This window comes from Paraburkholderia kirstenboschensis (genome assembly GCF_904848585.1).
Lineage (GTDB): Bacteria > Pseudomonadota > Gammaproteobacteria > Burkholderiales > Burkholderiaceae > Paraburkholderia > Paraburkholderia kirstenboschensis.
Genome location: NZ_CAJHCR010000010.1, coordinates 20,987 through 41,162, shown reverse-complemented (window position 1 = coordinate 41,162; position 20,176 = coordinate 20,987). Strand labels below are relative to the sequence as shown.

Here is a 20,176-nt window from a genome sequence, read left to right as displayed (position 1 = left end):
CGGCGGCTTTATCGGCGGTTCACGCGAGTCGTGCTCGATTGCCGCGATCCGGCGACAATGCAGGGAACGCGGACGAACGCGGGTACGCAACGCAATCCAATCTTGGAGTTGACGCAGATGAAAGCGATCGAAATCACGGAATTCGGAGCGCCGGAAGTCCTCAAGCTCGCGGAGCGGCCCACGCCGCAGCCGAAAGCGGGCGAGGTGCTGATCAAGGTGGCGGCTTTTGGTATCAACCGCCCGGACGTGTTTCAGCGCAAGGGCGCCTATGCGCCGCCTCCGGGGGCGTCGGACCTGCCGGGGCTGGAAGTGGCGGGCGAGATCGTCGGTGGCGACATCGACGGGAAGAACAATCCGTTCGGCCTGAAAATCGGCGATCGCGTATGTGCGTTGCTGGCGGGCGGCGGCTACGCCGAGTACGCGACCGCGCCGCTATTGCAATGTTTGCCGGTGCCGAACGGCTTGTCCGATGTCGAAGCGGCCTCGCTGCCGGAGACTTTTTTTACGGTCTGGAGCAATGTGTTCGATCGCGCGCAACTCGGCAAGGGCGAGGGCGGGCCGAACGAAACTTTGCTGGTGCAGGGCGGCTCGAGCGGTATCGGCGTCACCGCGATCCAGATTGCACATGCGCTGGGTTTTCGCGTGTTCGCAACCGCCGGCTCGGACGAAAAGTGTCGTGCGTGCGAGGCATTGGGCGCGGAGCGTGCGATCAACTACAAGACGGAAGACTTCGTCGAAGTCATCAAGTCGCTGACTAACGACCGTGGCGTGGACGTGGTCCTCGATATGGTGGCGGGCAGCTACGTGTCACGCGAACTGACGGCGCTCGCCGACGGCGGGCGCATCGTGCTGATCGCGCTGCTGGGCGGCGCGAAGGCGGAATTGAATCTGAACGAGGTGCTGCGCCGCCGCTTGACGGTAACAGGTTCGACGCTGCGTCCGCGGCCAGTCGAATTCAAGGCGAAAATTGCCGCACAACTCAAGGAGCAGGTGTGGCCGCATATCGAGAGCGGTCGGATCAAGCCGGTGGTGCATCGCGTGTTTCCTGCCGCGCAGGCCGCTGAAGCGCATGCGCTGATGGAAAGCAGCACGCACGTCGGCAAAATCGTGCTGACTTGGGGTCAGGACGCTTGATGCTGGCTCCCGGGCGGGGTTCGGTGCGCACAGGCTTGTTTGACCCGATCTCGCCCACGCAGTAAAATTGCGCGTTTTGCGCACGCCGCATGAATTCGAAAGGCGGACTGTAAGCGCACACAAAGGCACACAAAGGCACACAAAGCCCGCCGCCAAAGCACGACAAGCAGACGACAAGGGGCAAGACGAGACGATGTCGACACAACGAGCGAAACTGGTAGTTGGTAACTGGAAGATGCACGGGTGTCTCGCCGACAACGCGGGGCTGTTGCAGGCGGTGGCGAAAGGTGCCGCGGAACTCCCGGCTGAGGTGCGCGTGGGTGTGTGCGTGCCGAGCCCGTACCTCGCGCAAGCGCAATCATTGCTGCAAGGCAGCCGGGTGGTGTGGGGCGCACAGGACATTTCGGCCTTCACGCACGGTGCTTATACCGGTGAGGTGGCTGCGCAAATGGTGGCGGATTTCAGCGCCGCGTTTGCCATCGTCGGGCATTCCGAGCGCCGCGCCTATCATCGCGAAAGCGCCGAACTGGTCGCAGTAAAGACACAGCGTGCGCTCGAGGCAGGGTTGACGCCGATCGTATGCGTCGGCGAAACGCTCGAGGAGCGCGAAGCCGGGTCGACCGAACAGGTGGTCGGCGCGCAACTCGACGAGGTGCTGGCGAAGCTGTCGGCGCAGGAAGCGGCGCGCATTGTGGTTGCGTACGAGCCCGTCTGGGCGATCGGCACCGGCAAGAGCGCGAGCTCGGGGCAGGCGCAGGCGGTGCACGCTTTCTTGCGCTCGCGTCTTGCGGCAAAGGGCGCCAGCGTCGCAAATGTAGCGCTGCTGTACGGCGGCAGCGTTAAGCCGGACAACGCGGAAGAGTTGTTCAGCCAACCGGATATCGACGGTGGGCTGATCGGCGGGGCGTCGTTGAAGGACCAGGATTTTCTGGCGATCTGCAAGGCAGCGGCTGCGACCACAGCCGCAAGTTAAGCGGCTCGCCTTCGTCGAGAATGACCCATCCCGGGTCTCGCAATCCGCGGGGCTCGGCTAAATAAAGACTCAGGTGAGTGTAATGCTGTATTTGAAAACATTGATTATCGTCGTTCAGCTGTTGTCGGCGCTCGGGGTCATCGGCCTCGTCTTGCTGCAGCACGGCAAAGGCGCCGATATGGGCGCGGCTTTTGGCAGCGGAGCATCGGGCAGCCTGTTCGGCGCCACTGGCTCGGCAAACTTTTTGTCGCGCACTACGGCAGTGCTCGCCGCCGTGTTTTTTGTAACCACTTTGACGCTGACCTACCTCGGTGCGTATCGCGCAAAGCCTTCTGCAGGCGTGCTCGGTGCGACGGTGACGGCACCCGTTGTGGCTTCGGCCGCTTCGGCGCCGGCAGGTGGTTCGGGTGCGTTGGCGGCGTCGGCTGCGTCCGTGCCCGCTACCGACGTGCCGAAATAAATTTTCGTAGAAAGTGGTTTTGTGCGTTGAACAAACTGTTTAGAGCAGTTACAATCTAAGTCTTGAAGCGATTCGCGGGTTTTATAAGTTGTTTTCCCGGATTGCATACAGTGCCGACGTGGTGAAATTGGTAGACACGCTATCTTGAGGGGGTAGTGGCGAAAGCTGTGCGAGTTCGAGTCTCGCCGTCGGCACCAAATGTTATCTAATGCCAGCCGCTTGCTTCGCTTCGGCTGGCATTTTCACTTCTGGCGCGCGGATTGCGCTCCATCCGTGACATGTACGTCTCAGAAGTGATTTCGCGTCAGGGGTGCTATGCTCCTGACGGCACTCAGAACCAACCGATTGAGGATAGTCTTGAACCTCGCAGCCTATTTCCCCGTCTTGTTGTTCCTCGTTGTGGGCACCGGTTTAGGCGTAGCACTGGTCAGTATTGGCAAGATCCTCGGTCCCAACAAGCCCGACACCGAGAAGAACGCACCGTACGAGTGCGGCTTCGAAGCATTCGAAGATGCGCGCATGAAGTTCGACGTGCGCTATTACCTCGTCGCCATTCTCTTCATCATTTTCGACCTTGAAACCGCGTTCCTGTTCCCGTGGGGCGTCGCCCTGCGCGACATCGGCTGGCCCGGCTTCATGGCGATGATGATTTTCCTGCTCGAATTCCTGCTGGGCTTCGCCTATATCTGGAAGAAGGGCGGCCTCGACTGGGAATGATGGTTTAATCGCCGGTTTGCGTGGGTGGCCAAGGCTTGCCGCCCCGTCTGGAGTGGAAAGCAAATGAGTATCGAAGGGGTCTTGAAGGAAGGGTTTGTCACCACAACGGCTGACAAACTGATCAACTGGACGCGCACCGGCTCCTTGTGGCCGATGACGTTCGGTCTTGCGTGCTGCGCGGTCGAGATGATGCATGCGGGCGCTGCCCGTTATGACCTCGACCGTTTTGGCGTGGTGTTTCGTCCGAGTCCGCGTCAGTCGGACGTGATGATCGTCGCCGGCACGCTGTGCAACAAAATGGCGCCGGCTCTGCGCAAGGTGTACGACCAGATGGCCGAGCCGCGTTGGGTGATTTCGATGGGCTCGTGCGCGAACGGCGGCGGCTATTACCACTACTCGTATTCGGTAGTGCGTGGCTGTGACCGCATCGTGCCGGTCGACGTCTACGTACCGGGCTGCCCGCCAACGGCGGAAGCGCTGGTTTACGGCGTGATCCAGTTGCAGGCCAAGATTCGCCGCACTAACACAATCGCCCGTCAATAAGGCAACGCCTCCCCCACAATATGGCAAGCAAACTCGAGACCCTGAAAGCGAACCTCGAGGCGGCATTTGGCGGCCTCCTGCTGAGCACTACCGAGGCAATCGGTGAGTTGACGATCGTCGTGAAAGCAAGCGACTACCTCAACGTGGCAACGCGTCTGCGCGACGACCGCTCGCTCGGTTTCGAGCAGATGATGGATCTGTGCGGCGTCGACTATCAAACCTATGCCGACGGCGCTTATGACGGTCCGCGTTTTGCGGCCGTTCTGCATTTGTTGTCGGTGCAGAACAACTGGCGTGTGCGGCTTCGCGTGTTCGCGCCCGACGACGAAATGCCCATTCTGTCCTCAGTGGTCGACGTCTGGAATTCGGCCAACTGGTACGAGCGCGAAGCGTTCGACCTGTACGGTATCGTCTTCGAAGGCCATCCGGACCTGCGCCGCATTCTGACCGACTACGGTTTCATTGGTCACCCGTTCCGCAAGGATTTCCCTGTCACCGGGTACGTCGAAATGCGTTACGACCCGGAAGAGAAGCGTGTCGTCTATCAGCCTGTGACGATCGAGCCGCGGGAAATCACGCCGCGCGTGATCCGCGAAGATCGCTATGGCGGTCTGAAACACTAAGAGAACGCCATGGCAGAGATCAAGAACTACACGCTCAATTTCGGTCCTCAGCACCCGGCAGCGCACGGCGTGCTGCGCCTCGTGCTGGAACTCGACGGCGAGGTCATCCAGCGCGCCGATCCCCACATCGGCCTGTTGCATCGCGCGACTGAAAAGCTCGCCGAAACCAAAACGTTCATTCAGTCGGTGCCGTACATGGACCGTCTCGACTACGTGTCGATGATGGTCAACGAGCACGGCTATGTGATGGCAATCGAGAAGCTGCTCGGCATCGACGTGCCGGTGCGCGCCCAGTACATCCGCGTGATGTTCGACGAAATCACGCGTGTGCTGAACCACCTTATGTGGATCGGCGCGCACGCGCTCGACGTCGGCGCAATGGCGGTGTTCCTGTACGCGTTCCGCGAGCGTGAAGATCTGATGGACGTGTACGAAGCGGTGTCCGGCGCACGGATGCACGCGGCCTACTATCGTCCGGGCGGTGTCTATCGCGATCTGCCGGACGCCATGCCGCAGTACAAGGCGTCGAAGATTCGCAATGCGAAGGCATTGTCGAAGATGAACGAGACCCGTCAGGGTTCGTTGCTCGACTTCATCGACGATTTCTTCACGCGTTTTCCGAAGTGCGTCGACGAATACGAAACGCTGCTCACCGACAACCGGATCTGGAAACAGCGTCTGGTCGGCATTGGCGTGGTCACCCCTGAGCGCGCCCTGCAACTGGGTATGTCCGGTGCAATGCTGCGTGGCTCCGGCATTGAATGGGATCTGCGCAAGAAGCAGCCGTACGAAGTCTATGAAAAGCTCGATTTCGACATTCCGGTCGGCGTGAACGGCGACTGCTACGACCGCTATCTGGTTCGCGTCGAAGAAATGCGCCAATCCACGCGAATCGTGAAACAGTGCATTGAGTGGCTGCGTAAGAATCCGGGCCCTGTGATGATCGACAATCACAAGGTTGCTCCGCCGTCGCGCGTGGGCATGAAGTCGAACATGGAAGAACTGATTCACCACTTCAAGCTGTTTACGGAAGGCTTCCACGTACCGGAAGGCGAGGCTTACGCCGCCGTCGAGCATCCGAAGGGCGAGTTTGCTATCTACCTGGTGTCGGACGGCGCGAACAAGCCGTATCGCCTGAAGATTCGCGCACCGGGCTATGCGCATCTGTCCGCGCTCGACGAAATGGCGCGCGGTCACATGATCGCCGACGCCGTAACGATCATCGGCACGCAGGACATCGTGTTCGGCGAAGTAGATCGCTAGGACGTAATCATCGGCGCGCGCCTTCAGGAAGTTCCGAAAGCGCGCGTCAAGCAAGGAACGCCGGGTCTGTCGCAGCACGAAGTGGGCGACAGGTTTTCGTTCGGTAGGAATTGAAAGAGTCGTGTCTGAAAATGATCTCAGCTGAAGGCCTGAAAGAAATCGATCGTGCGATCGCGAAGTATCCCGCCGATCAGAAACAGTCCGCCGTGATGTCGGCGTTGGCCACTGCTCAGGAAGAGCATGGCTGGCTGTCGCCCGAACTCATGCAGTTCGTCGCGGACTATCTCGGCATGCCGGCAGTCGCCGTGCAGGAGGTGGCAACCTTCTACACGATGTACGAGACGTCGCCGGTCGGCAAGCACAAGATCACGCTCTGCACGAACCTGCCGTGTCAACTCGGCCCGGACGGCGGCTCTGACAGCGCCGCTGAATATCTGAAGCAGAAGCTCGGCATCGACTTCGGCGAAACCACGGCTGACGGCAAATTCACCTTGAAAGAAGGTGAGTGCATGGGGTCGTGCGGCGACGCGCCGGTGATGCTGGTGAACAACCATCGCATGTGCAGCTTCATGAGCCGCGAGAAGATCGACCGGCTGCTCGAGGAACTTTCGAAATGACGTCTTTACACGATCGTCACATCAAACCGCTGATTCTCGCTGGCCTGAACGGCGACAACTGGCATCTCGAAGATTATGTGGCGCGCGGCGGTTACGCCCAGCTGCGCCGCATCCTGGAAGAAAAGATTCCGCCCGAGCAGGTGATCGCCGACGTCAAGGCGTCGGGTCTGCGCGGCCGTGGCGGTGCGGGCTTCCCGACCGGCCTGAAGTGGAGTTTCATGCCGCGTCAGTTCCCGGGGCAAAAGTACCTCGTCTGCAATTCGGACGAAGGCGAGCCGGGCACGTTCAAAGACCGCGACATCCTGCGCTTCAATCCGCACTCGCTGATCGAAGGCATGGCCATCGGCGCGTACGCGATGGGCATCACGGTGGGCTACAACTACATCCACGGCGAAATCTGGGAAGTCTACAAACGCTTTGAAGAAGCGCTGGACGAAGCTCGCCGCGCCGGCTTCCTCGGCGAGAACATCATGGGTTCGGGATTCTCGTTCGAACTACATGCGCACCACGGTTACGGCGCCTACATCTGCGGCGAAGAAACCGCGCTGCTCGAGTCGCTGGAAGGTAAGAAAGGCCAGCCGCGCTTCAAGCCGCCGTTCCCGGCCAGCTTTGGCGTGTACGGCAAGCCGACCACGATCAACAACACCGAGACGTTCGCGGCTGTGCCGTTCCTGCTCGCGATCGGGCCGCAGAATTACCTCGAAATCGGCAAGCCGAACAACGGCGGCACGAAGATTTTCTCGATTTCGGGCGACGTCGAACGTCCGGGCAACTACGAGGTTCCGCTCGGCACGCCGTTCGCGACGCTCATGGAACTCGCTGGCGGCATGCGCGGCGGCAGGAAGATCAAGGCTGTGATTCCAGGCGGTTCGTCGGCGCCGGTGATCCCGGGCGACATCATGATGCAGACCGATCTGGACTACGACTCGATCGCCAAGGCCGGCTCGATGCTTGGCTCGGGCGCGGTCATCGTGATGGACGAGACGCGCTGCATGGTGCGTTCGCTACTGCGTTTGTCGTACTTCTACTACGAAGAGTCGTGTGGTCAATGCACGCCTTGCCGTGAGGGCACGGGCTGGCTGTACCGCGTCGTGCATCGTATCGAGCACGGCCTGGGCCGTCCGGAAGATCTGGATCTGCTGAACTCGGTTGCGGAAAACATCATGGGGCGCACGATTTGCGCGCTCGGCGATGCAGCGGCCATGCCGGTGCGCGGCATGCTCAAGCACTACTGGGACGAATTCGAATATCACGTCGCTCACAAGCATTGCCTAGTCGGCGGTCATGCGGGCGCCGCGGCGGCTGCGGAAACAGTGGCTGCCTGAGCGGGGCGGTAAGCGACCCCGGTAAGCGACCGGATAAGCGCTCCACAGGAACGCTGGACAGGTCCGTACCAGAACACGTCAACCACGGGATTTCATTGCCTGAACGGGCGATGAACGGGGCGAACGATTGAGCGGTAACAGGTTAAGGAAGATTGACCATCATGGTTGAACTTGAAATAGACGGCAAGAAAGTAGAAGTGCCTGAAGGCAGCATGGTGATCCAGGCTGCGCATAAGGTCGACACGTACATTCCTCACTTCTGCTATCACAAGAAGCTGTCGATTGCGGCCAACTGCCGGATGTGTCTCGTCGATGTCGAGAAAATGCCGAAGGCCGTGCCCGCATGTGCGACGCCGGTGTCGGCCGGCATGATCGTGCGCACCAAGTCGGATAAGGCGGTGAAGGGCCAGCAAGCCGTGATGGAATTCCTGCTGATCAATCACCCGCTGGATTGCCCGATCTGCGATCAGGGCGGCGAGTGCCAGTTGCAGGATCTGGCGGTGGGCTACGGCAAGTCGTCGTCGCGTTATAGCGAAGAAAAGCGTGTCGTGTTCCACAAGAATGTCGGCCCGCTGATCTCGATGGAAGAAATGTCGCGTTGCATTCACTGCACGCGCTGCGTCCGCTTCGGCCAGGAAGTGGCCGGCGTGATGGAGCTCGGCATGCTGGGCCGCGGCGAACACTCGGAAATCACGTCGTTCGTCGGCAAGACGGTCGACTCCGAACTGTCGGGCAACATGATCGACCTGTGCCCGGTCGGCGCGCTGACCAGCAAGCCGTTCCGTTACAGCGCACGTACATGGGAACTGTCGCGCCGCAAGTCGGTGAGCCCGCATGATTCGGTCGGCGCGAACCTCGTGGTGCAAGTGAAGAACAACCGCGTGATGCGTGTTCTGCCGTTCGAAAACGAAGCCATCAACGAATGCTGGATTTCGGACAAGGACCGCTTCTCGTATGAAGGCCTGAACAGCCCCGAGCGTCTGACGCAGCCTATGCTGAAGCAGGGCGGCAAGTGGGTCGAAACCGACTGGCAGACCGCGCTCGACTACGTGGTGAAGGGTCTGAAGGGCATCAAGGGCGACCATGGCGCGAACGCGCTGGCCGCGCTCGGCAGCGCCCACAGCACGGTCGAAGAACTGTTCCTGCTGAAGCAACTTGCGCAAGCGGTCGGCACGCCTAACGTCGACTTCCGTCTGCGTCAGTCGGATTTCTCGGCTCCGGTGAACGGCACGCCGTGGCTCGGCACCGCGATTGCGGATCTGTCGAACATCGACTCGGCGCTGGTGATCGGTTCCGATCTGCGTCGCGATCATCCGCTGTTCGCCGCGCGTCTGCGTCAGGCCGCAAAGGGCGGCGCGAAGCTCACGCTGGTGCAGGCAACCGGCGACGACGCGCTGATTCCGCAAGGCCAGCGCATGGCCGCAGCGCCGTCGGCATGGCTCGAAACGCTGGCTGGCATCGCATCGGCGGTCTCACAAGCGAACGGCGCAGCGCTGCCTGAAGCTTTCTCCGGCGCACAAGCTACCGACACCGACAAGGAAGTCGCGAAATCGCTGGCAACCGGCGAAAGCCGTCTCGTGCTGCTTGGCAACGGTGCGGTGCGCCATCCGGATTTCGCGGTCATTCATGCGGCGGCCCAATGGATCGCGGATGCGACCGGCGCAACGCTCGGCTTCATGACGGAAGCGGCCAACACGGTCGGCGCGCATCTGGTGAACGCATTGCCGGGCGAGGGCGGTCTGAATGCTCGCGAAGTGTTCGAACAGCCGCGCAAGGGCTATCTGCTGCTGAACATCGAACCTGAATTCGATACAGCGAATCCGGCTCAGGCTTTGGCCGCACTCAAGCAAGCTGAGATGGTTGTCGTGATGTCGCCGTTCCAGACCGGCGCAGAATACGCCGACGTGCTGCTGCCGATCGCGCCGTTCACGGAAACGGCCGGCACGTTCGTCAACGCTGAAGGTACGGTGCAGTCGTTCAACGGCGTAGTGCGTCCGCTCGGCGACACGCGTCCGGCATGGAAGGTGTTGCGCGTGTTGGGTAGCCTGCTGGGCGTGCCCGGCTTCGAATACGACACGGCGGAAGAAGTTCGCCAAGCCGCTCTCGGCGATAGCGATCTGCAATCGCGTCTGTCGAACAGAACAGGCGTAGCGGTTGCTCGCGGCAAGACGGCCAAGGCGGCGGAAGGCAAGTTCGAGCGTATCGCCGACGTGCCGATCTACCACGCCGACGCGCTCGTCCGTCGCGCGGAGTCGCTGCATCTGACCGCCGCGGCACGTGCCGCGAACAACGTCGGCCTGCCGGCTGCGCTGTTCGACAAACTGGGTTTGAAAGAAGGCGACGCGGTTCGCGTGCGCCAGGGCGAGCAATCGGTGCAGTTGCCGGCCGTGCGCGACGCGAATCTTGCGGAGACGGTCGTCCGCGTATCGGCGGCTACGCCTGCCGGTGCAGCGCTGGGCAGCCTGTTCGGTGAACTGGTGGTGGAGAAGGCGTAAATGAGCTTGTTCGATACGATCAACTCGGGCGGCACCCAGCTTCTCGGTGTGGCATGGCCCACGGTGTGGGCATTGGTGCGCATCCTGGTGGTGGCCGTCGCGATCCTGCTGTGCGTGGCTTACCTGATTTTGTGGGAGCGTAAGCTGATCGGCTGGATGCACGTGCGTCTCGGCCCGAACCGCGTGGGCCCTGCAGGTCTCTTGCAGCCTATCGCCGACGTGCTGAAGCTGTTGCTGAAAGAAGTGATTCAGCCCGCTCAGGCAAGCCGCTGGATTTACCTGATCGCGCCGATCATGGTGGTGGTGCCGGCCTTCGCGGTCTGGGCGGTCATTCCGTTCCAGGCGGGCGCGGTGCTCGGCGACATCAACGCGGGTCTGCTGTATGCGATCGCGATTTCGTCCATCGGCGTGTATGGCGTGATCCTGGCCGGCTGGGCGTCGAATTCGAAGTACGCGTTTCTCGGCGCCATGCGTGCCGCGGCGCAGATGGTCTCCTACGAAATTTCAATGGGCTTCGCGCTGGTCGTCGTCCTGATGACGGCGGGCACGCTGAACCTGTCGGGTATTGTCAATTCGCAGGAACAAGGCTTCTTTGCATCGCACGGCCTGAACTTCCTGTCGTGGAACTGGCTGCCGCTGCTGCCCATGTTCGTGGTGTACTTCATCTCGGGCATCGCCGAAACGAACCGTCACCCGTTCGACGTGGTGGAAGGCGAGTCGGAAATCGTCGCGGGCCACATGATCGATTACTCGGGGATGGCGTTTGCGCTCTTCTTCCTCGCCGAGTACATCAACATGATCGTGATCTCGGCCTTGGCGTCGACACTGTTCCTCGGGGGCTGGAGCGCACCGTTCGGGTTCCTGTCGTTTATCCCCGGCATCTTCTGGCTCGTCCTCAAGGTCTTCCTGCTGCTGTCGGTGTTCATTTGGGCGCGTGCCACGTTCCCGCGCTACCGCTATGACCAGATCATGCGTCTCGGCTGGAAGATTTTCATTCCGGTTTGCGTGGTGTGGCTGGTGGTGGTCGGCTTCTGGATCATGTCGCCGTGGAATATCTGGAAATAAAGGGCGGATGAACTCATGACCGCAATCCAAAATTTTTTCAAGACCTTCTTTTTGACGGAGCTCCTCAAGGGCCTCGCGCTGACCGGACGTTATACGTTCCAGCGCAAGGTCACGGTGCAGTTCCCGGAAGAGAAGACGCCGATCTCGCCGCGTTTTCGTGGCCTTCATGCGCTGCGCCGTTATGAGAATGGCGAAGAGCGCTGCATCGCATGCAAGCTGTGTGAAGCGGTGTGTCCCGCGCTCGCCATCACGATCGAGTCGGAAACGCGCGAGGACAACACGCGCCGCACGACGCGTTACGACATCGACCTGACCAAGTGCATCTTCTGCGGTTTTTGTGAAGAGAGCTGTCCGGTCGACTCGATCGTCGAGACGCACATTCTCGAATATCACGGCGAGAAGCGCGGCGATCTGTACTTCACGAAGGAAATGCTGCTGGCCGTGGGCGATCGCTACGAAGCGGAGATCGCCGTGAACAAGGCCGCCGACGCACCGTATCGTTAAAACGCTACAGATGTGGAAGCGGTAGGTGCGGCAGTCGCGCATCGGTTTCAGTAAATGCAGCAGTAACACGGCCTGTTGTCGGGCCGAACGCCGCGGCCTGAGTGCCGCGGCACGGCGCACCTGTGCGGCTGTTCTGGCGGTATTCACGCTGTTGCCAGACGCACGTGCCAAAGAAAATGCCTGACGATGGCCTAACGATGAACCGGTAATCATGGAATTCACGACCGTACTGTTCTACATCTTCGCGCTGCTCCTGGTGGTTTCAGGGCTGAAGGTGATCACCTCGCGCAACCCGGTGTCGTCCGCACTGTTTCTCGTGCTGGCGTTCTTCAACGCAGCCGCGATCTGGATGCTTCTGCAAGCCGAGTTCCTCGCCATTCTTCTGGTGCTGGTCTATGTGGGCGCCGTGATGGTGCTGTTCCTGTTCGTCGTGATGATGCTCGACATCAACATCGACGTGCTGCGCAAGGACTTCAAACGATTCGTGCCGATGGCCACCGTGGTGGGCGCGATCATCGTGCTCGAGACCGCGCTGATCCTATGGCATGGCTACGGCGCGACCAGCACGGTGGTGCGTGACACCACTGCTGCCGCGAGCGGCATGGGCGACTGGTCGAACACCCGCCTGATCGGCAAGGTCATCTACACCGACTACATTTTTGCATTCGAAGTCGCCGGGCTCGTGCTGCTGGTGGCGATCATCGCGGCAATCGCGCTGACCACGAGCCACAAGAAGGACAGCAAACGCCAGAACATCAGCCAGCAGGTGAAGGTGCGTGCCCAGGACCGCGTGCGCGTCGTCAAGATGCCGTCGGAAAAGAGCGCGGCGACCGTCGCGGCGGAAGAAGCCGCAGCGGCGGCGGCAGCGGCCGACTCGGCATCTGCCAAGAACAGCTGAGCGGACAGGAGATAGAAACCATGTTGACCCTTGCTCATTACCTTGTGCTCGGCGCGATTCTCTTTGCGATCAGCGTCGTCGGCATTTTCCTGAACCGTCGCAACGTCATCATCATCCTGATGGCGATCGAACTGATGCTGCTCGCGGTGAACACCAACTTCGTCGCGTTCTCGCATTACCTCGGCGACGTGCATGGCCAGATTTTCGTCTTCTTTGTGCTGACGGTTGCGGCAGCGGAAGCGGCGATCGGCCTCGCAATTCTGGTGACCCTGTTCCGTAGCCTCGACACGATCAATGTCGAAGATCTCGATCAGCTCAAAGGTTAATTTCAGGAAAAGCGGTTATGTCCACGATACTCAATGAAAACCTGCTGCTAGCGATTCCGCTGGCACCGCTGGCCGGTTCCCTGATTGCTGGGCTGTTCGGCAAAGCGGTAGGGCGCGCGGGTGCGCACTCGGTCACGATTCTCGGCGTTGCGATTTCGTTCGTGCTGTCGATGATGGTGTTCTTCCAGGTGCTGGACGGCGCGAGCTTCAACGCGACCGTCTACGAATGGATGGCGATCGGCAAGACCAAGTTCGAGGTCGGCTTCCTCGTCGATTCGCTCACGGCGATGATGATGTGCGTCGTGACCTTCGTGTCGCTGATGGTGCACATCTACACAATCGGCTACATGGCCGACGACGACGGTTATCAGCGCTTCTTCTCGTACATCTCGCTCTTCACGTTCTCGATGCTGATGCTCGTGATGAGCAACAACTTCCTGCAACTGTTCTTCGGCTGGGAAGCGGTGGGTCTCGTGTCGTATCTGCTGATCGGCTTCTACTTCACGCGTCAGTCCGCGGTGTACGCGAACATGAAGGCGTTTATCGTGAACCGCATCGGCGACTTTGGCTTTCTGCTGGGTATCGGCCTGCTGTTCGCGTTTGCCGGTTCGATGAACTACGGCGACGTGTTTGCGAAGCGCACTGAACTCGCGGCATTGAGCTTTCCGGGTACGGATTGGGGCCTGCTGACGGTGGCCTGCATTTGTCTCTTCATCGGCGCAATGGGTAAGTCGGCGCAGTTTCCGCTGCACGTGTGGCTGCCCGATTCGATGGAAGGCCCGACGCCGATTTCCGCACTGATTCACGCGGCAACCATGGTGACGGCCGGTATCTTCATGGTCACGCGCATGTCGCCGCTGTTCGAACTGTCGGATACGGCGCTGTCGTTCGTAATGGTGATCGGTGCGATTACCGCGCTCTTCATGGGCTTTCTGGGGATTGTCCAGAACGACATCAAGCGTGTGGTGGCTTATTCCACGTTGTCGCAGCTCGGCTACATGACGGTCGCGCTCGGCGCGTCGGCTTACTCGGTCGCCGTGTTCCACCTGATGACGCACGCGTTCTTCAAGGCATTGCTGTTCCTCGGCGCTGGTTCGGTGATCATCGGTATGCACCACGATCAGGACATGCGCAACATGGGCGGCCTGCGCAAGTACATGCCGATTACGTGGATCACGTCGCTGGTCGGTTCGCTCGCGCTGATCGGCACGCCGTTCTTCTCGGGCTTCTATTCCAAAGACTCGATCATCGACGCGGTGAAGCTGTCGCATCTGCCGGGTTCGGGCTTCGCATACTTCGCCGTGGTGGCCAGCGTATTCGTCACTGCGCTGTATTCGTTCCGTATGTACTTCATGGTGTTCCACGGCAAGGAGCGCTTCCGCGATCCGAAGCATCCGGATTCGCCGATGGGCGCGGAAGCCGCGGCACACGCTCATGGCAACGGGCACGACGCGCACGGTCATGGTCACGACGACCACGGTCACGCTCACGAGCCGCATGAAACACCTTGGGTTGTGTGGGTGCCGCTCGTGCTGCTGGCGATTCCTTCGGTCGTGATCGGTGCAATCGCAATCGGTCCGATGCTGTTCGGCGACTTCTTCCAGCACGGCGTGGCGTTCGACAAGGTGATCTTCATCGGCGAAAACCATCCGGCATTGCATGAAATGGCGGAAGAGTTCCACGGCTGGGCGGCAATGGGGCTGCACTCGGTGGCGGGTCTGCCGGTCTGGCTGGCGCTCGCGGGTGTCGTCGTCGCGTGGTTCCTGTATCTCGTTCGTCCTGACTTGCCGGCTACCATCAAGCGCGCATTTGGGCCGATCTACACGCTGCTCGACAACAAGTACTACATGGACAAGATCAACGAAGTCGTGTTCGCGCGGGGCGCCGTGGCAATTGGCCGTGGTCTCTGGAAGGAAGGCGACGTCGTCGTGATCGACGGTATCGTCAATGGCAGCGCACGCTTCATCGGCTGGTTCGCCGGCGTGATCCGCTTCCTCCAATCCGGCTACATCTATCACTACGCGTTCGCCATGATTATCGGCATGTTGGGGCTCCTGACCCTGTTTGTAACGCTCGGCGGCAAATAAGGCGAGGGACACTAATGCACGCTTATCCGATTCTCAGTATCGCCATCTGGTTGCCGATCCTTTTTGGCCTGCTGGTTCTGGCCATCGGTTCTGACCAGAACCCGGGCCCCGCGCGCTGGGTCGCGCTGATCGGCTCGGTCGCCAGCTTCATCGTGACGATCCCGCTGATCACCGGTTTTGATTCGAGCAGCGCAGATCTGCAGTTCGTCGAAAAGGCGAACTGGATTGAACGATTCAACATTACGTATCACCTGGGTGTCGACGGCATTTCGATGTGGTTTGTCGTGTTGACCGCATTGATCACCGTGATCGTCGTGATCGCCGCGTGGGAAGTGATCACGAAGAACGTGGGCCAGTATCTCGCGTCGTTCCTGATTCTGTCGGGCATCATGGTCGGCGTGTTCAGCGCGGCCGACGGCATGCTGTTCTACGTGTTCTTCGAAGCGACGCTGATCCCGATGTACATCATCATCGGCGTGTGGGGCGGGGCGAACCGCGTGTATGCGGCGTTCAAGTTCTTCCTGTACACGTTGATGGGTTCGCTGCTGATGCTGGTGGCGCTGCTGTATCTGTACGTCCAGACCGGCACGTTCGACCTCGCGACCTGGCAGCATGCACAGATCGCGATGACGCCGCAGGTGCTGCTATTCATAGCGTTCTTCCTGGCGTTCGCCGTGAAGGTGCCGATGTGGCCGGTTCATACGTGGTTGCCTGACGCTCACGTCGAAGCGCCGACGGGCGGCTCGGTGGTGCTGGCGGCGATTATGCTCAAGCTCGGCGCCTACGGTTTCCTGCGCTTCTCGCTGCCGATCGCGCCGGACGCTAGCCACTTTCTCGCGCCGGTCGTTATCACGCTGTCGCTGATCGCGGTGATCTACATCGGTCTCGTCGCGATGGTGCAGACCGACATGAAGAAGCTGGTCGCGTATTCGTCGATCGCGCACATGGGCTTCGTCACGCTCGGCTTTTTCATCTTCAATCAACTCGGCGTTGAAGGCGCGATCGTCCAGATGATCTCGCACGGCTTCGTGTCGGGCGCAATGTTCCTGAGCATCGGCGTGCTGTACGACCGCATGCACTCGCGTCAGATCGCGGATTACGGCGGCGTCGTCAATGTCATGCCGAAGTTCGCGGCCTTCGTGATGCTGTTCTCGATGGCGAATTGCGGCTTGCCGGGCACCTCCGGTTTCGTCGGCGAATTCATGGTGATTCTGGCTGCCGTCCAGTACAACTTCTGGATCGCGGGCGGCGCCGCTGTCACCCTGATTCTCGGCGCGGCCTATACGTTGTGGATGTACAAGCGCGTGTACTTCGGCGCGGTCGCGAACGACCACGTGAAGAGCCTTGTCGACATCAGCCGCCGCGAGTTTTTCATGCTGGCAGTGCTTGCCGCACTGACACTGTTCATGGGCCTGTATCCGAAGCCCTTTACCGATGTGATGCACGTATCCGTGGAAAACCTCCTCTCCCACGTTGCGCAGTCCAAGCTGCCGTTGTCTCAGTAACGCAGAGCGGAGGAATTAAAGACCATGCAAAACGCCCCTATGACTGCCCTGTTGCCCGACGCGCTGGTGATGCTCGCCGTTGTCGTCGCGTGGCTCAACGACACGTTCGTCGGCCAGGCCGGTCGCCGTACCACGTACTTCATCGCGGTCCTGTCGACGCTCGTCGCCGGCATCTGGTTCGCGGTCAATGCGTTCGACCCGTCGGTGCACTACTTCTTCAGCCGCATGTACGTGGTCGACTCGTTCGCGAGCCTGATGAAAGCGGTGGTGACGCTCGGCTACACCGTCACGATCGTGTATTCGCGCCGCTACCTCGAAGATCGCAGCCTGTTCCGCGGCGAGTTCTTCCTGCTGGGCATGTTCTCGTTGCTCGGGCAACTCGTCATGATCTCCGGCAACAACTTCCTGACGCTGTACCTGGGTCTGGAACTGATGTCGCTGTCGCTGTATGGCGTGATTGCGCTGCGTCGCGAAGCTGCGCCGTCGAACGAAGCTGCGATGAAGTACTACGTGCTCGGCGCGCTGGCTTCCGGCTTCCTGCTTTACGGCATTTCAATGCTGTACGGCGCGACCGGCTCGCTCGACCTGAACGAGGTTTTCAAGGCAATCGGACAGAGCCATTACGACCCGAGCGTGCTGCTGTTCGGCGTGATCTTCATCGTCGCGGGCGTCGCGTTCAAGATGGGTGCCGTGCCGTTCCACATGTGGGTGCCTGACGTGTACCAGGGCGCGCCGACGGCCATGACGCTGCTGGTCGGCGGTGGTCCGAAAGTCGCGGCATTTGCATGGGGTCTGCGCTTCCTCGTAATGGGCCTCTTGCCGCTCGCCGTTGAATGGCAGCAAATGCTGGTGATCCTGGCGGCGCTTTCGCTGATCGTCGGCAATATCACCGGTATCGTGCAGCGCAACGTCAAGCGCATGCTCGCGTATTCGGCGATCTCGAACATGGGCTTCGTGCTGCTCGGTCTGCTGGCCGGCGTGGTCGACCATAAGACCACGGGCGCGGCCAGCGCGTACGGCTCGGCGATGTACTACAGCATCGTCTATCTGATCACCACAATGGGTACGTTCGGCGTCATCATGCTGCTCGCACGCCGCGAATTCGAAGCCGACACACTCGAGGACTTCAAGGGCCTGAATCAACGCAGCCCGGTGTTCGCGTTCGTGATGATGGTCATGATGTTCTCGCTTGCCGGCATTCCGCCCGCAGTCGGTTTCTACGCGAAGCTCGCAGTCCTGCAGGCCACCATGAACGCCGGCCTGACCTGGCTGACGGTGCTTGCCGTGATCACGTCGCTGTTCGGCGCGTTCTACTACCTGCGTATCGTCAAGCTGATGTATTTCGACGAGCCGCAAGACAAATCGGCGATCGTGGCCGATACGGGCACCCGCGCGTTGCTCGCGCTCAATGGTGTTGCCGTGCTGGTGCTCGGTATCGTGCCCGACCCGCTGTTGAAGGCTTGCCTGCAGGCTATTCAGCACACACTGTCGTTCTGATGTCCGCTGCTGGCTGGTTTATCGTGCTGTTGGCGCTGGTCGGTGCCAACCTGCCGTTCCTGAATCAGCGACTCTTCGCCGCCGTGCCGCTCAAGGCGGCGAAGAAAAGCGGACGGATCCGGATTGCCGAACTGATCGTGCTGTACTTCGTGGTCGGCGCGTTTGGTTTTTTGCTTGAAGCGCGCGCGGGCAATCGCTTCGAACAGGGTTGGCAGTTTTACGCGATCACATTCGCGCTATTCGTTGTGTTCGCGTTCCCCGGCTTCACCTTCCAGTATCTCGTCAAACGCCGCTGACGGCGTCTCGCCGTCGCGCACCACGCTGTTCCGAGGTCCGCATATGGCTGAACTTCCCAATCACGACGCCGTCCTCACCGAGACTTGTGTCGAGAGCAGAACGGTTCATGAAGGGCCGTTTCTGACGCTTAAGTGCGACACGGTTCGTCTGCCCGACGGCAAACATGCCACCCGCGAATACGTGCAGCATCCGGGCGCCGTGATGGTGATTCCCATGTTCGACGACGGCCGTGTGCTGCTGGAGAGCCAGTATCGCTATCCGATGGGCAAGGTCATGGTCGAATACCCGGCCGGCAAGCTCGATCCGGACGAGGGCGCACTGGCTTGCGCGGTGCGCGAGTTGCGTGAAGAAACCGGCTACACGGCGCGTGAGTACGTCTACCTGACGCGCGTTCACCCCATCATTTCCTATTCCACCGAGTTCATCGACATCTACCTTGCGCGTGGCCTCACGGCCGGCGAGCGCAAGCTCGACGACGGCGAGTTCCTTGAACTCTTTACTGCGACGGTTCCCGAAGTGTCGGAGTGGGTACGGACCGGCAAGATCACCGACGTCAAAACGGTGATCGGCACGTTCTGGCTGGAAAAAGTGTTGTCGGGCGCCTGGCCGCTCGCGCAGGCGCAGTCGAAATAGTTCTTCGCCGTCGAGCGCGCAGGCGGGCGCTTGCGTCGCATTCATAAAGCCCCTGTCGGTCGATGACCGGCAGGGGCTTTTTTCGTGGTGAAGCGCCACCAGGTCTCAGTATCTGCCGCAGTGTCTGAACAAAACGCTTTTGTCTTATGCCGTCCGGCAGTCTCGCTTCATCGCCGTAGTAACTTTAGTATGGATCTCCGAGAACGTCTTCATCGCTCAAATGTTTCGGATAGCGAAACATAAGGCGCTTGAGTCGGGCAAGGTAACGCAGGTTGTCACTTGACAACCTGCGTCGAGAGTACTAAATTGGAGGGCAGGATGGTTCGTGGAACCCATGCTAAGAAAGAGATAGAGGCCGCGTTGGCATATGCCGAACGGCGTGGGTGGCGCATACAGGGCGGTGGAAAGGGCCACGCCTGGGGAAAAATGTATTGCCCTTATAAAGAGGCGGAATGTCGCTGCGGAGAATTCTGCATTTCGAGCGTATGGAGTACGCCGAAGAATGCCGTCAATCACGCCAGACACTTGCGGCGCGTTGTCGATAATTGCACGGCGCACCGTTAGCAAACGTTGAATGACAAGGTCTTGGCTGAATAAGCAGGAGTAGCAAATGGAATATACATTTACGTTGAAGTACAAACTCGCGGCGCAAGACTGCGATCTTGAGGCGATCGTCGAGAGGTTGGGTGAAGCGGGGTGTGACGACGCCACGGTCGGCGTGGGGCAACCGGGGCGGCTCGCGCTGGTGTTCTCGCGTGAAGGGGCGTCCGCGCTTGAGGCGCTGGTCAGCGCGCTCGGCGACGTTAAGAAGGCGGTGCCGTCGGCGCAACTGGTCGAGGCAGGCCCAGACTTTGTGGGACTAACCGACGTAGCGGAGATCGCCGGCGTGTCGCGACAAAACATGCGCAAGCTGATGCTGAGCCATGCGGTCGAATTTCCTCCGCCAGTGCATGAGGGAAGTGCGTCGGTCTGGCATCTGTCAGACGTGCTTGACTGGCTGAACTCGCGCGGCGGCTACGACATCAAGGCGGACGTATTCGACGTTGCGAGATCTGCCAAACAGATCAACCTGGCCAAAGAGGCACGAGGACTTGAGCCAAGGCTTAACCGGCGATTGGAATGCCTTGTGGCTTGAATCCGTCAATGAGTCGAGACGGCAACGCGGCTTCGCCGGCAGACCCATCGCGGCGCGGGGCGCCCCCTATGGTCTGGCG

At 60.3% G+C, this 20,176-nt stretch carries 21 protein-coding genes and 1 tRNA gene; all 22 read left to right on the top strand.

Features of this window, described 5'->3' with window-relative positions:
- Positions 1-117: 117 nt before the first annotated feature.
- The 22 genes from JMY24_RS23400 to JMY24_RS23300 all read left to right on the top strand — a co-directional run bounded on the left by JMY24_RS23400 (position 118) and on the right by JMY24_RS23300 (position 20,097).
- Positions 118-1,134, top strand: coding sequence for an NAD(P)H-quinone oxidoreductase (locus JMY24_RS23400; RefSeq protein WP_128594718.1), 1,017 nt, complete (start codon positions 118-120; stop codon positions 1,132-1,134).
- Positions 1,135-1,327: 193 nt separating this feature from the next.
- On the top strand, positions 1,328-2,107 hold the full coding sequence (tpiA, locus tag JMY24_RS23395; RefSeq protein WP_128584811.1) for a triose-phosphate isomerase: 780 nt from the start codon (positions 1,328-1,330) through the stop codon (positions 2,105-2,107).
- A gap of 82 nt (positions 2,108-2,189) precedes the next feature.
- The gene (secG, locus tag JMY24_RS23390; protein WP_128584810.1) at positions 2,190-2,567 is read left to right on the top strand and encodes a preprotein translocase subunit SecG; all 378 of its coding nucleotides are present in this window, start codon (positions 2,190-2,192) and stop codon (positions 2,565-2,567) included.
- Positions 2,568-2,679: 112 nt separating this feature from the next.
- Positions 2,680-2,764 (top strand) — tRNA-Leu (locus JMY24_RS23385).
- 160 nt (positions 2,765-2,924) lie between these two features.
- Positions 2,925-3,284, top strand: coding sequence for an NADH-quinone oxidoreductase subunit A (locus JMY24_RS23380; protein WP_013339872.1), 360 nt, complete (start codon positions 2,925-2,927; stop codon positions 3,282-3,284).
- Between the two features lie 63 nt (positions 3,285-3,347).
- Entirely contained in the window at positions 3,348-3,827 is a 480-nt protein-coding gene (locus JMY24_RS23375; protein WP_006052903.1) for a NuoB/complex I 20 kDa subunit family protein, read from the top strand.
- 20 nt (positions 3,828-3,847) lie between these two features.
- Entirely contained in the window at positions 3,848-4,450 is a 603-nt protein-coding gene (locus tag JMY24_RS23370) for an NADH-quinone oxidoreductase subunit C (RefSeq protein ID WP_128594719.1), read from the top strand.
- Between the two features lie 9 nt (positions 4,451-4,459).
- Entirely contained in the window at positions 4,460-5,713 is a 1,254-nt protein-coding gene (locus JMY24_RS23365; protein WP_128584809.1) for an NADH-quinone oxidoreductase subunit D, read from the top strand.
- 131 nt (positions 5,714-5,844) lie between these two features.
- Positions 5,845-6,330 (top strand): NADH-quinone oxidoreductase subunit NuoE, encoded by a 486-nt coding sequence (gene nuoE, locus JMY24_RS23360; protein WP_128584808.1) that lies wholly within the window; start codon positions 5,845-5,847, stop codon positions 6,328-6,330.
- Positions 6,327-7,655, top strand: coding sequence for an NADH-quinone oxidoreductase subunit NuoF (nuoF, locus tag JMY24_RS23355; protein WP_013587777.1), 1,329 nt, complete (start codon positions 6,327-6,329; stop codon positions 7,653-7,655). The genes nuoE and nuoF overlap by 4 nt, the downstream gene beginning before the upstream one ends.
- A gap of 161 nt (positions 7,656-7,816) precedes the next feature.
- Positions 7,817-10,150: an NADH-quinone oxidoreductase subunit NuoG gene (gene nuoG / locus JMY24_RS23350; RefSeq protein WP_128594720.1), complete on the top strand. Its 2,334-nt coding sequence runs from the start codon at positions 7,817-7,819 to the stop codon at positions 10,148-10,150.
- Positions 10,151-11,215, top strand: a complete 1,065-nt coding sequence (gene nuoH / locus JMY24_RS23345) for an NADH-quinone oxidoreductase subunit NuoH (protein WP_128584807.1) — start codon at positions 10,151-10,153, stop codon at positions 11,213-11,215. It abuts the gene before it with no gap.
- A 15-nt stretch (positions 11,216-11,230) separates the two neighbouring features.
- Entirely contained in the window at positions 11,231-11,719 is a 489-nt protein-coding gene (gene nuoI / locus JMY24_RS23340; RefSeq protein WP_027776665.1) for an NADH-quinone oxidoreductase subunit NuoI, read from the top strand.
- Positions 11,720-11,930: 211 nt separating this feature from the next.
- The gene (locus tag JMY24_RS23335; RefSeq protein WP_128584806.1) at positions 11,931-12,617 is read left to right on the top strand and encodes an NADH-quinone oxidoreductase subunit J; all 687 of its coding nucleotides are present in this window, start codon (positions 11,931-11,933) and stop codon (positions 12,615-12,617) included.
- Between the two features lie 20 nt (positions 12,618-12,637).
- Complete coding sequence (gene nuoK, locus JMY24_RS23330; protein WP_013339863.1) at positions 12,638-12,943, top strand: NADH-quinone oxidoreductase subunit NuoK; 306 nt, start codon at positions 12,638-12,640, stop codon at positions 12,941-12,943.
- A gap of 17 nt (positions 12,944-12,960) precedes the next feature.
- The gene (gene nuoL, locus JMY24_RS23325; protein WP_128594722.1) at positions 12,961-15,030 is read left to right on the top strand and encodes an NADH-quinone oxidoreductase subunit L; all 2,070 of its coding nucleotides are present in this window, start codon (positions 12,961-12,963) and stop codon (positions 15,028-15,030) included.
- A gap of 14 nt (positions 15,031-15,044) precedes the next feature.
- Complete coding sequence (locus JMY24_RS23320) at positions 15,045-16,535, top strand: NADH-quinone oxidoreductase subunit M (protein ID WP_128584804.1); 1,491 nt, start codon at positions 15,045-15,047, stop codon at positions 16,533-16,535.
- Positions 16,536-16,559: 24 nt separating this feature from the next.
- Positions 16,560-18,032: an NADH-quinone oxidoreductase subunit NuoN gene (gene nuoN, locus JMY24_RS23315; RefSeq protein WP_128594723.1), complete on the top strand. Its 1,473-nt coding sequence runs from the start codon at positions 16,560-16,562 to the stop codon at positions 18,030-18,032.
- Positions 18,032-18,328, top strand: coding sequence for a DUF2818 family protein (locus JMY24_RS23310; protein ID WP_201702999.1), 297 nt, complete (start codon positions 18,032-18,034; stop codon positions 18,326-18,328). The genes nuoN and JMY24_RS23310 overlap by 1 nt, the downstream gene beginning before the upstream one ends.
- 43 nt (positions 18,329-18,371) lie before the next feature.
- The gene (locus JMY24_RS23305) at positions 18,372-18,962 is read left to right on the top strand and encodes an NUDIX domain-containing protein (protein ID WP_128594724.1); all 591 of its coding nucleotides are present in this window, start codon (positions 18,372-18,374) and stop codon (positions 18,960-18,962) included.
- A 318-nt stretch (positions 18,963-19,280) separates the two neighbouring features.
- Positions 19,281-19,526, top strand: a complete 246-nt coding sequence (locus JMY24_RS38455; protein WP_128584800.1) for a hypothetical protein — start codon at positions 19,281-19,283, stop codon at positions 19,524-19,526.
- 46 nt (positions 19,527-19,572) lie between these two features.
- Positions 19,573-20,097 (top strand): helix-turn-helix transcriptional regulator, encoded by a 525-nt coding sequence (locus JMY24_RS23300; protein ID WP_128594725.1) that lies wholly within the window; start codon positions 19,573-19,575, stop codon positions 20,095-20,097.
- Positions 20,098-20,176: the final 79 nt, after the last annotated feature.

Excerpts from the sequence above, each read along its gene's own strand:
- JMY24_RS23400 (WP_128594718.1), top strand. The coding sequence starts at position 118 with ATGAAAGCGATCGAAATCACGGAATTCGGAGCGCCGGAAGTCCTCAAG.
- JMY24_RS38455 (WP_128584800.1), top strand. The coding sequence starts at position 19,281 with ATGGTTCGTGGAACCCATGCTAAGAAAGAGATAGAGGCCGCGTTGGCA.
- JMY24_RS23310 (WP_201702999.1), top strand. The coding sequence starts at position 18,032 with ATGTCCGCTGCTGGCTGGTTTATCGTGCTGTTGGCGCTGGTCGGTGCC.
- nuoF (WP_013587777.1), top strand. The coding sequence starts at position 6,327 with ATGACGTCTTTACACGATCGTCACATCAAACCGCTGATTCTCGCTGGC.
- JMY24_RS23320 (WP_128584804.1), top strand. The coding sequence starts at position 15,045 with ATGCACGCTTATCCGATTCTCAGTATCGCCATCTGGTTGCCGATCCTT.
- nuoI (WP_027776665.1), top strand. The coding sequence starts at position 11,231 with ATGACCGCAATCCAAAATTTTTTCAAGACCTTCTTTTTGACGGAGCTC.
- nuoG (WP_128594720.1), top strand. The coding sequence starts at position 7,817 with ATGGTTGAACTTGAAATAGACGGCAAGAAAGTAGAAGTGCCTGAAGGC.
- JMY24_RS23375 (WP_006052903.1), top strand. The coding sequence starts at position 3,348 with ATGAGTATCGAAGGGGTCTTGAAGGAAGGGTTTGTCACCACAACGGCT.
- secG (WP_128584810.1), top strand. The coding sequence starts at position 2,190 with ATGCTGTATTTGAAAACATTGATTATCGTCGTTCAGCTGTTGTCGGCG.
- nuoH (WP_128584807.1), top strand. The coding sequence starts at position 10,151 with ATGAGCTTGTTCGATACGATCAACTCGGGCGGCACCCAGCTTCTCGGT.
- nuoL (WP_128594722.1), top strand. The coding sequence starts at position 12,961 with ATGTCCACGATACTCAATGAAAACCTGCTGCTAGCGATTCCGCTGGCA.
- nuoN (WP_128594723.1), top strand. The coding sequence starts at position 16,560 with ATGCAAAACGCCCCTATGACTGCCCTGTTGCCCGACGCGCTGGTGATG.
- nuoK (WP_013339863.1), top strand. The coding sequence starts at position 12,638 with ATGTTGACCCTTGCTCATTACCTTGTGCTCGGCGCGATTCTCTTTGCG.
- JMY24_RS23300 (WP_128594725.1), top strand. The coding sequence starts at position 19,573 with ATGGAATATACATTTACGTTGAAGTACAAACTCGCGGCGCAAGACTGC.
- tpiA (WP_128584811.1), top strand. The coding sequence starts at position 1,328 with ATGTCGACACAACGAGCGAAACTGGTAGTTGGTAACTGGAAGATGCAC.
- JMY24_RS23305 (WP_128594724.1), top strand. The coding sequence starts at position 18,372 with ATGGCTGAACTTCCCAATCACGACGCCGTCCTCACCGAGACTTGTGTC.
- JMY24_RS23335 (WP_128584806.1), top strand. The coding sequence starts at position 11,931 with ATGGAATTCACGACCGTACTGTTCTACATCTTCGCGCTGCTCCTGGTG.
- nuoE (WP_128584808.1), top strand. The coding sequence starts at position 5,845 with ATGATCTCAGCTGAAGGCCTGAAAGAAATCGATCGTGCGATCGCGAAG.
- JMY24_RS23370 (WP_128594719.1), top strand. The coding sequence starts at position 3,848 with ATGGCAAGCAAACTCGAGACCCTGAAAGCGAACCTCGAGGCGGCATTT.
- JMY24_RS23365 (WP_128584809.1), top strand. The coding sequence starts at position 4,460 with ATGGCAGAGATCAAGAACTACACGCTCAATTTCGGTCCTCAGCACCCG.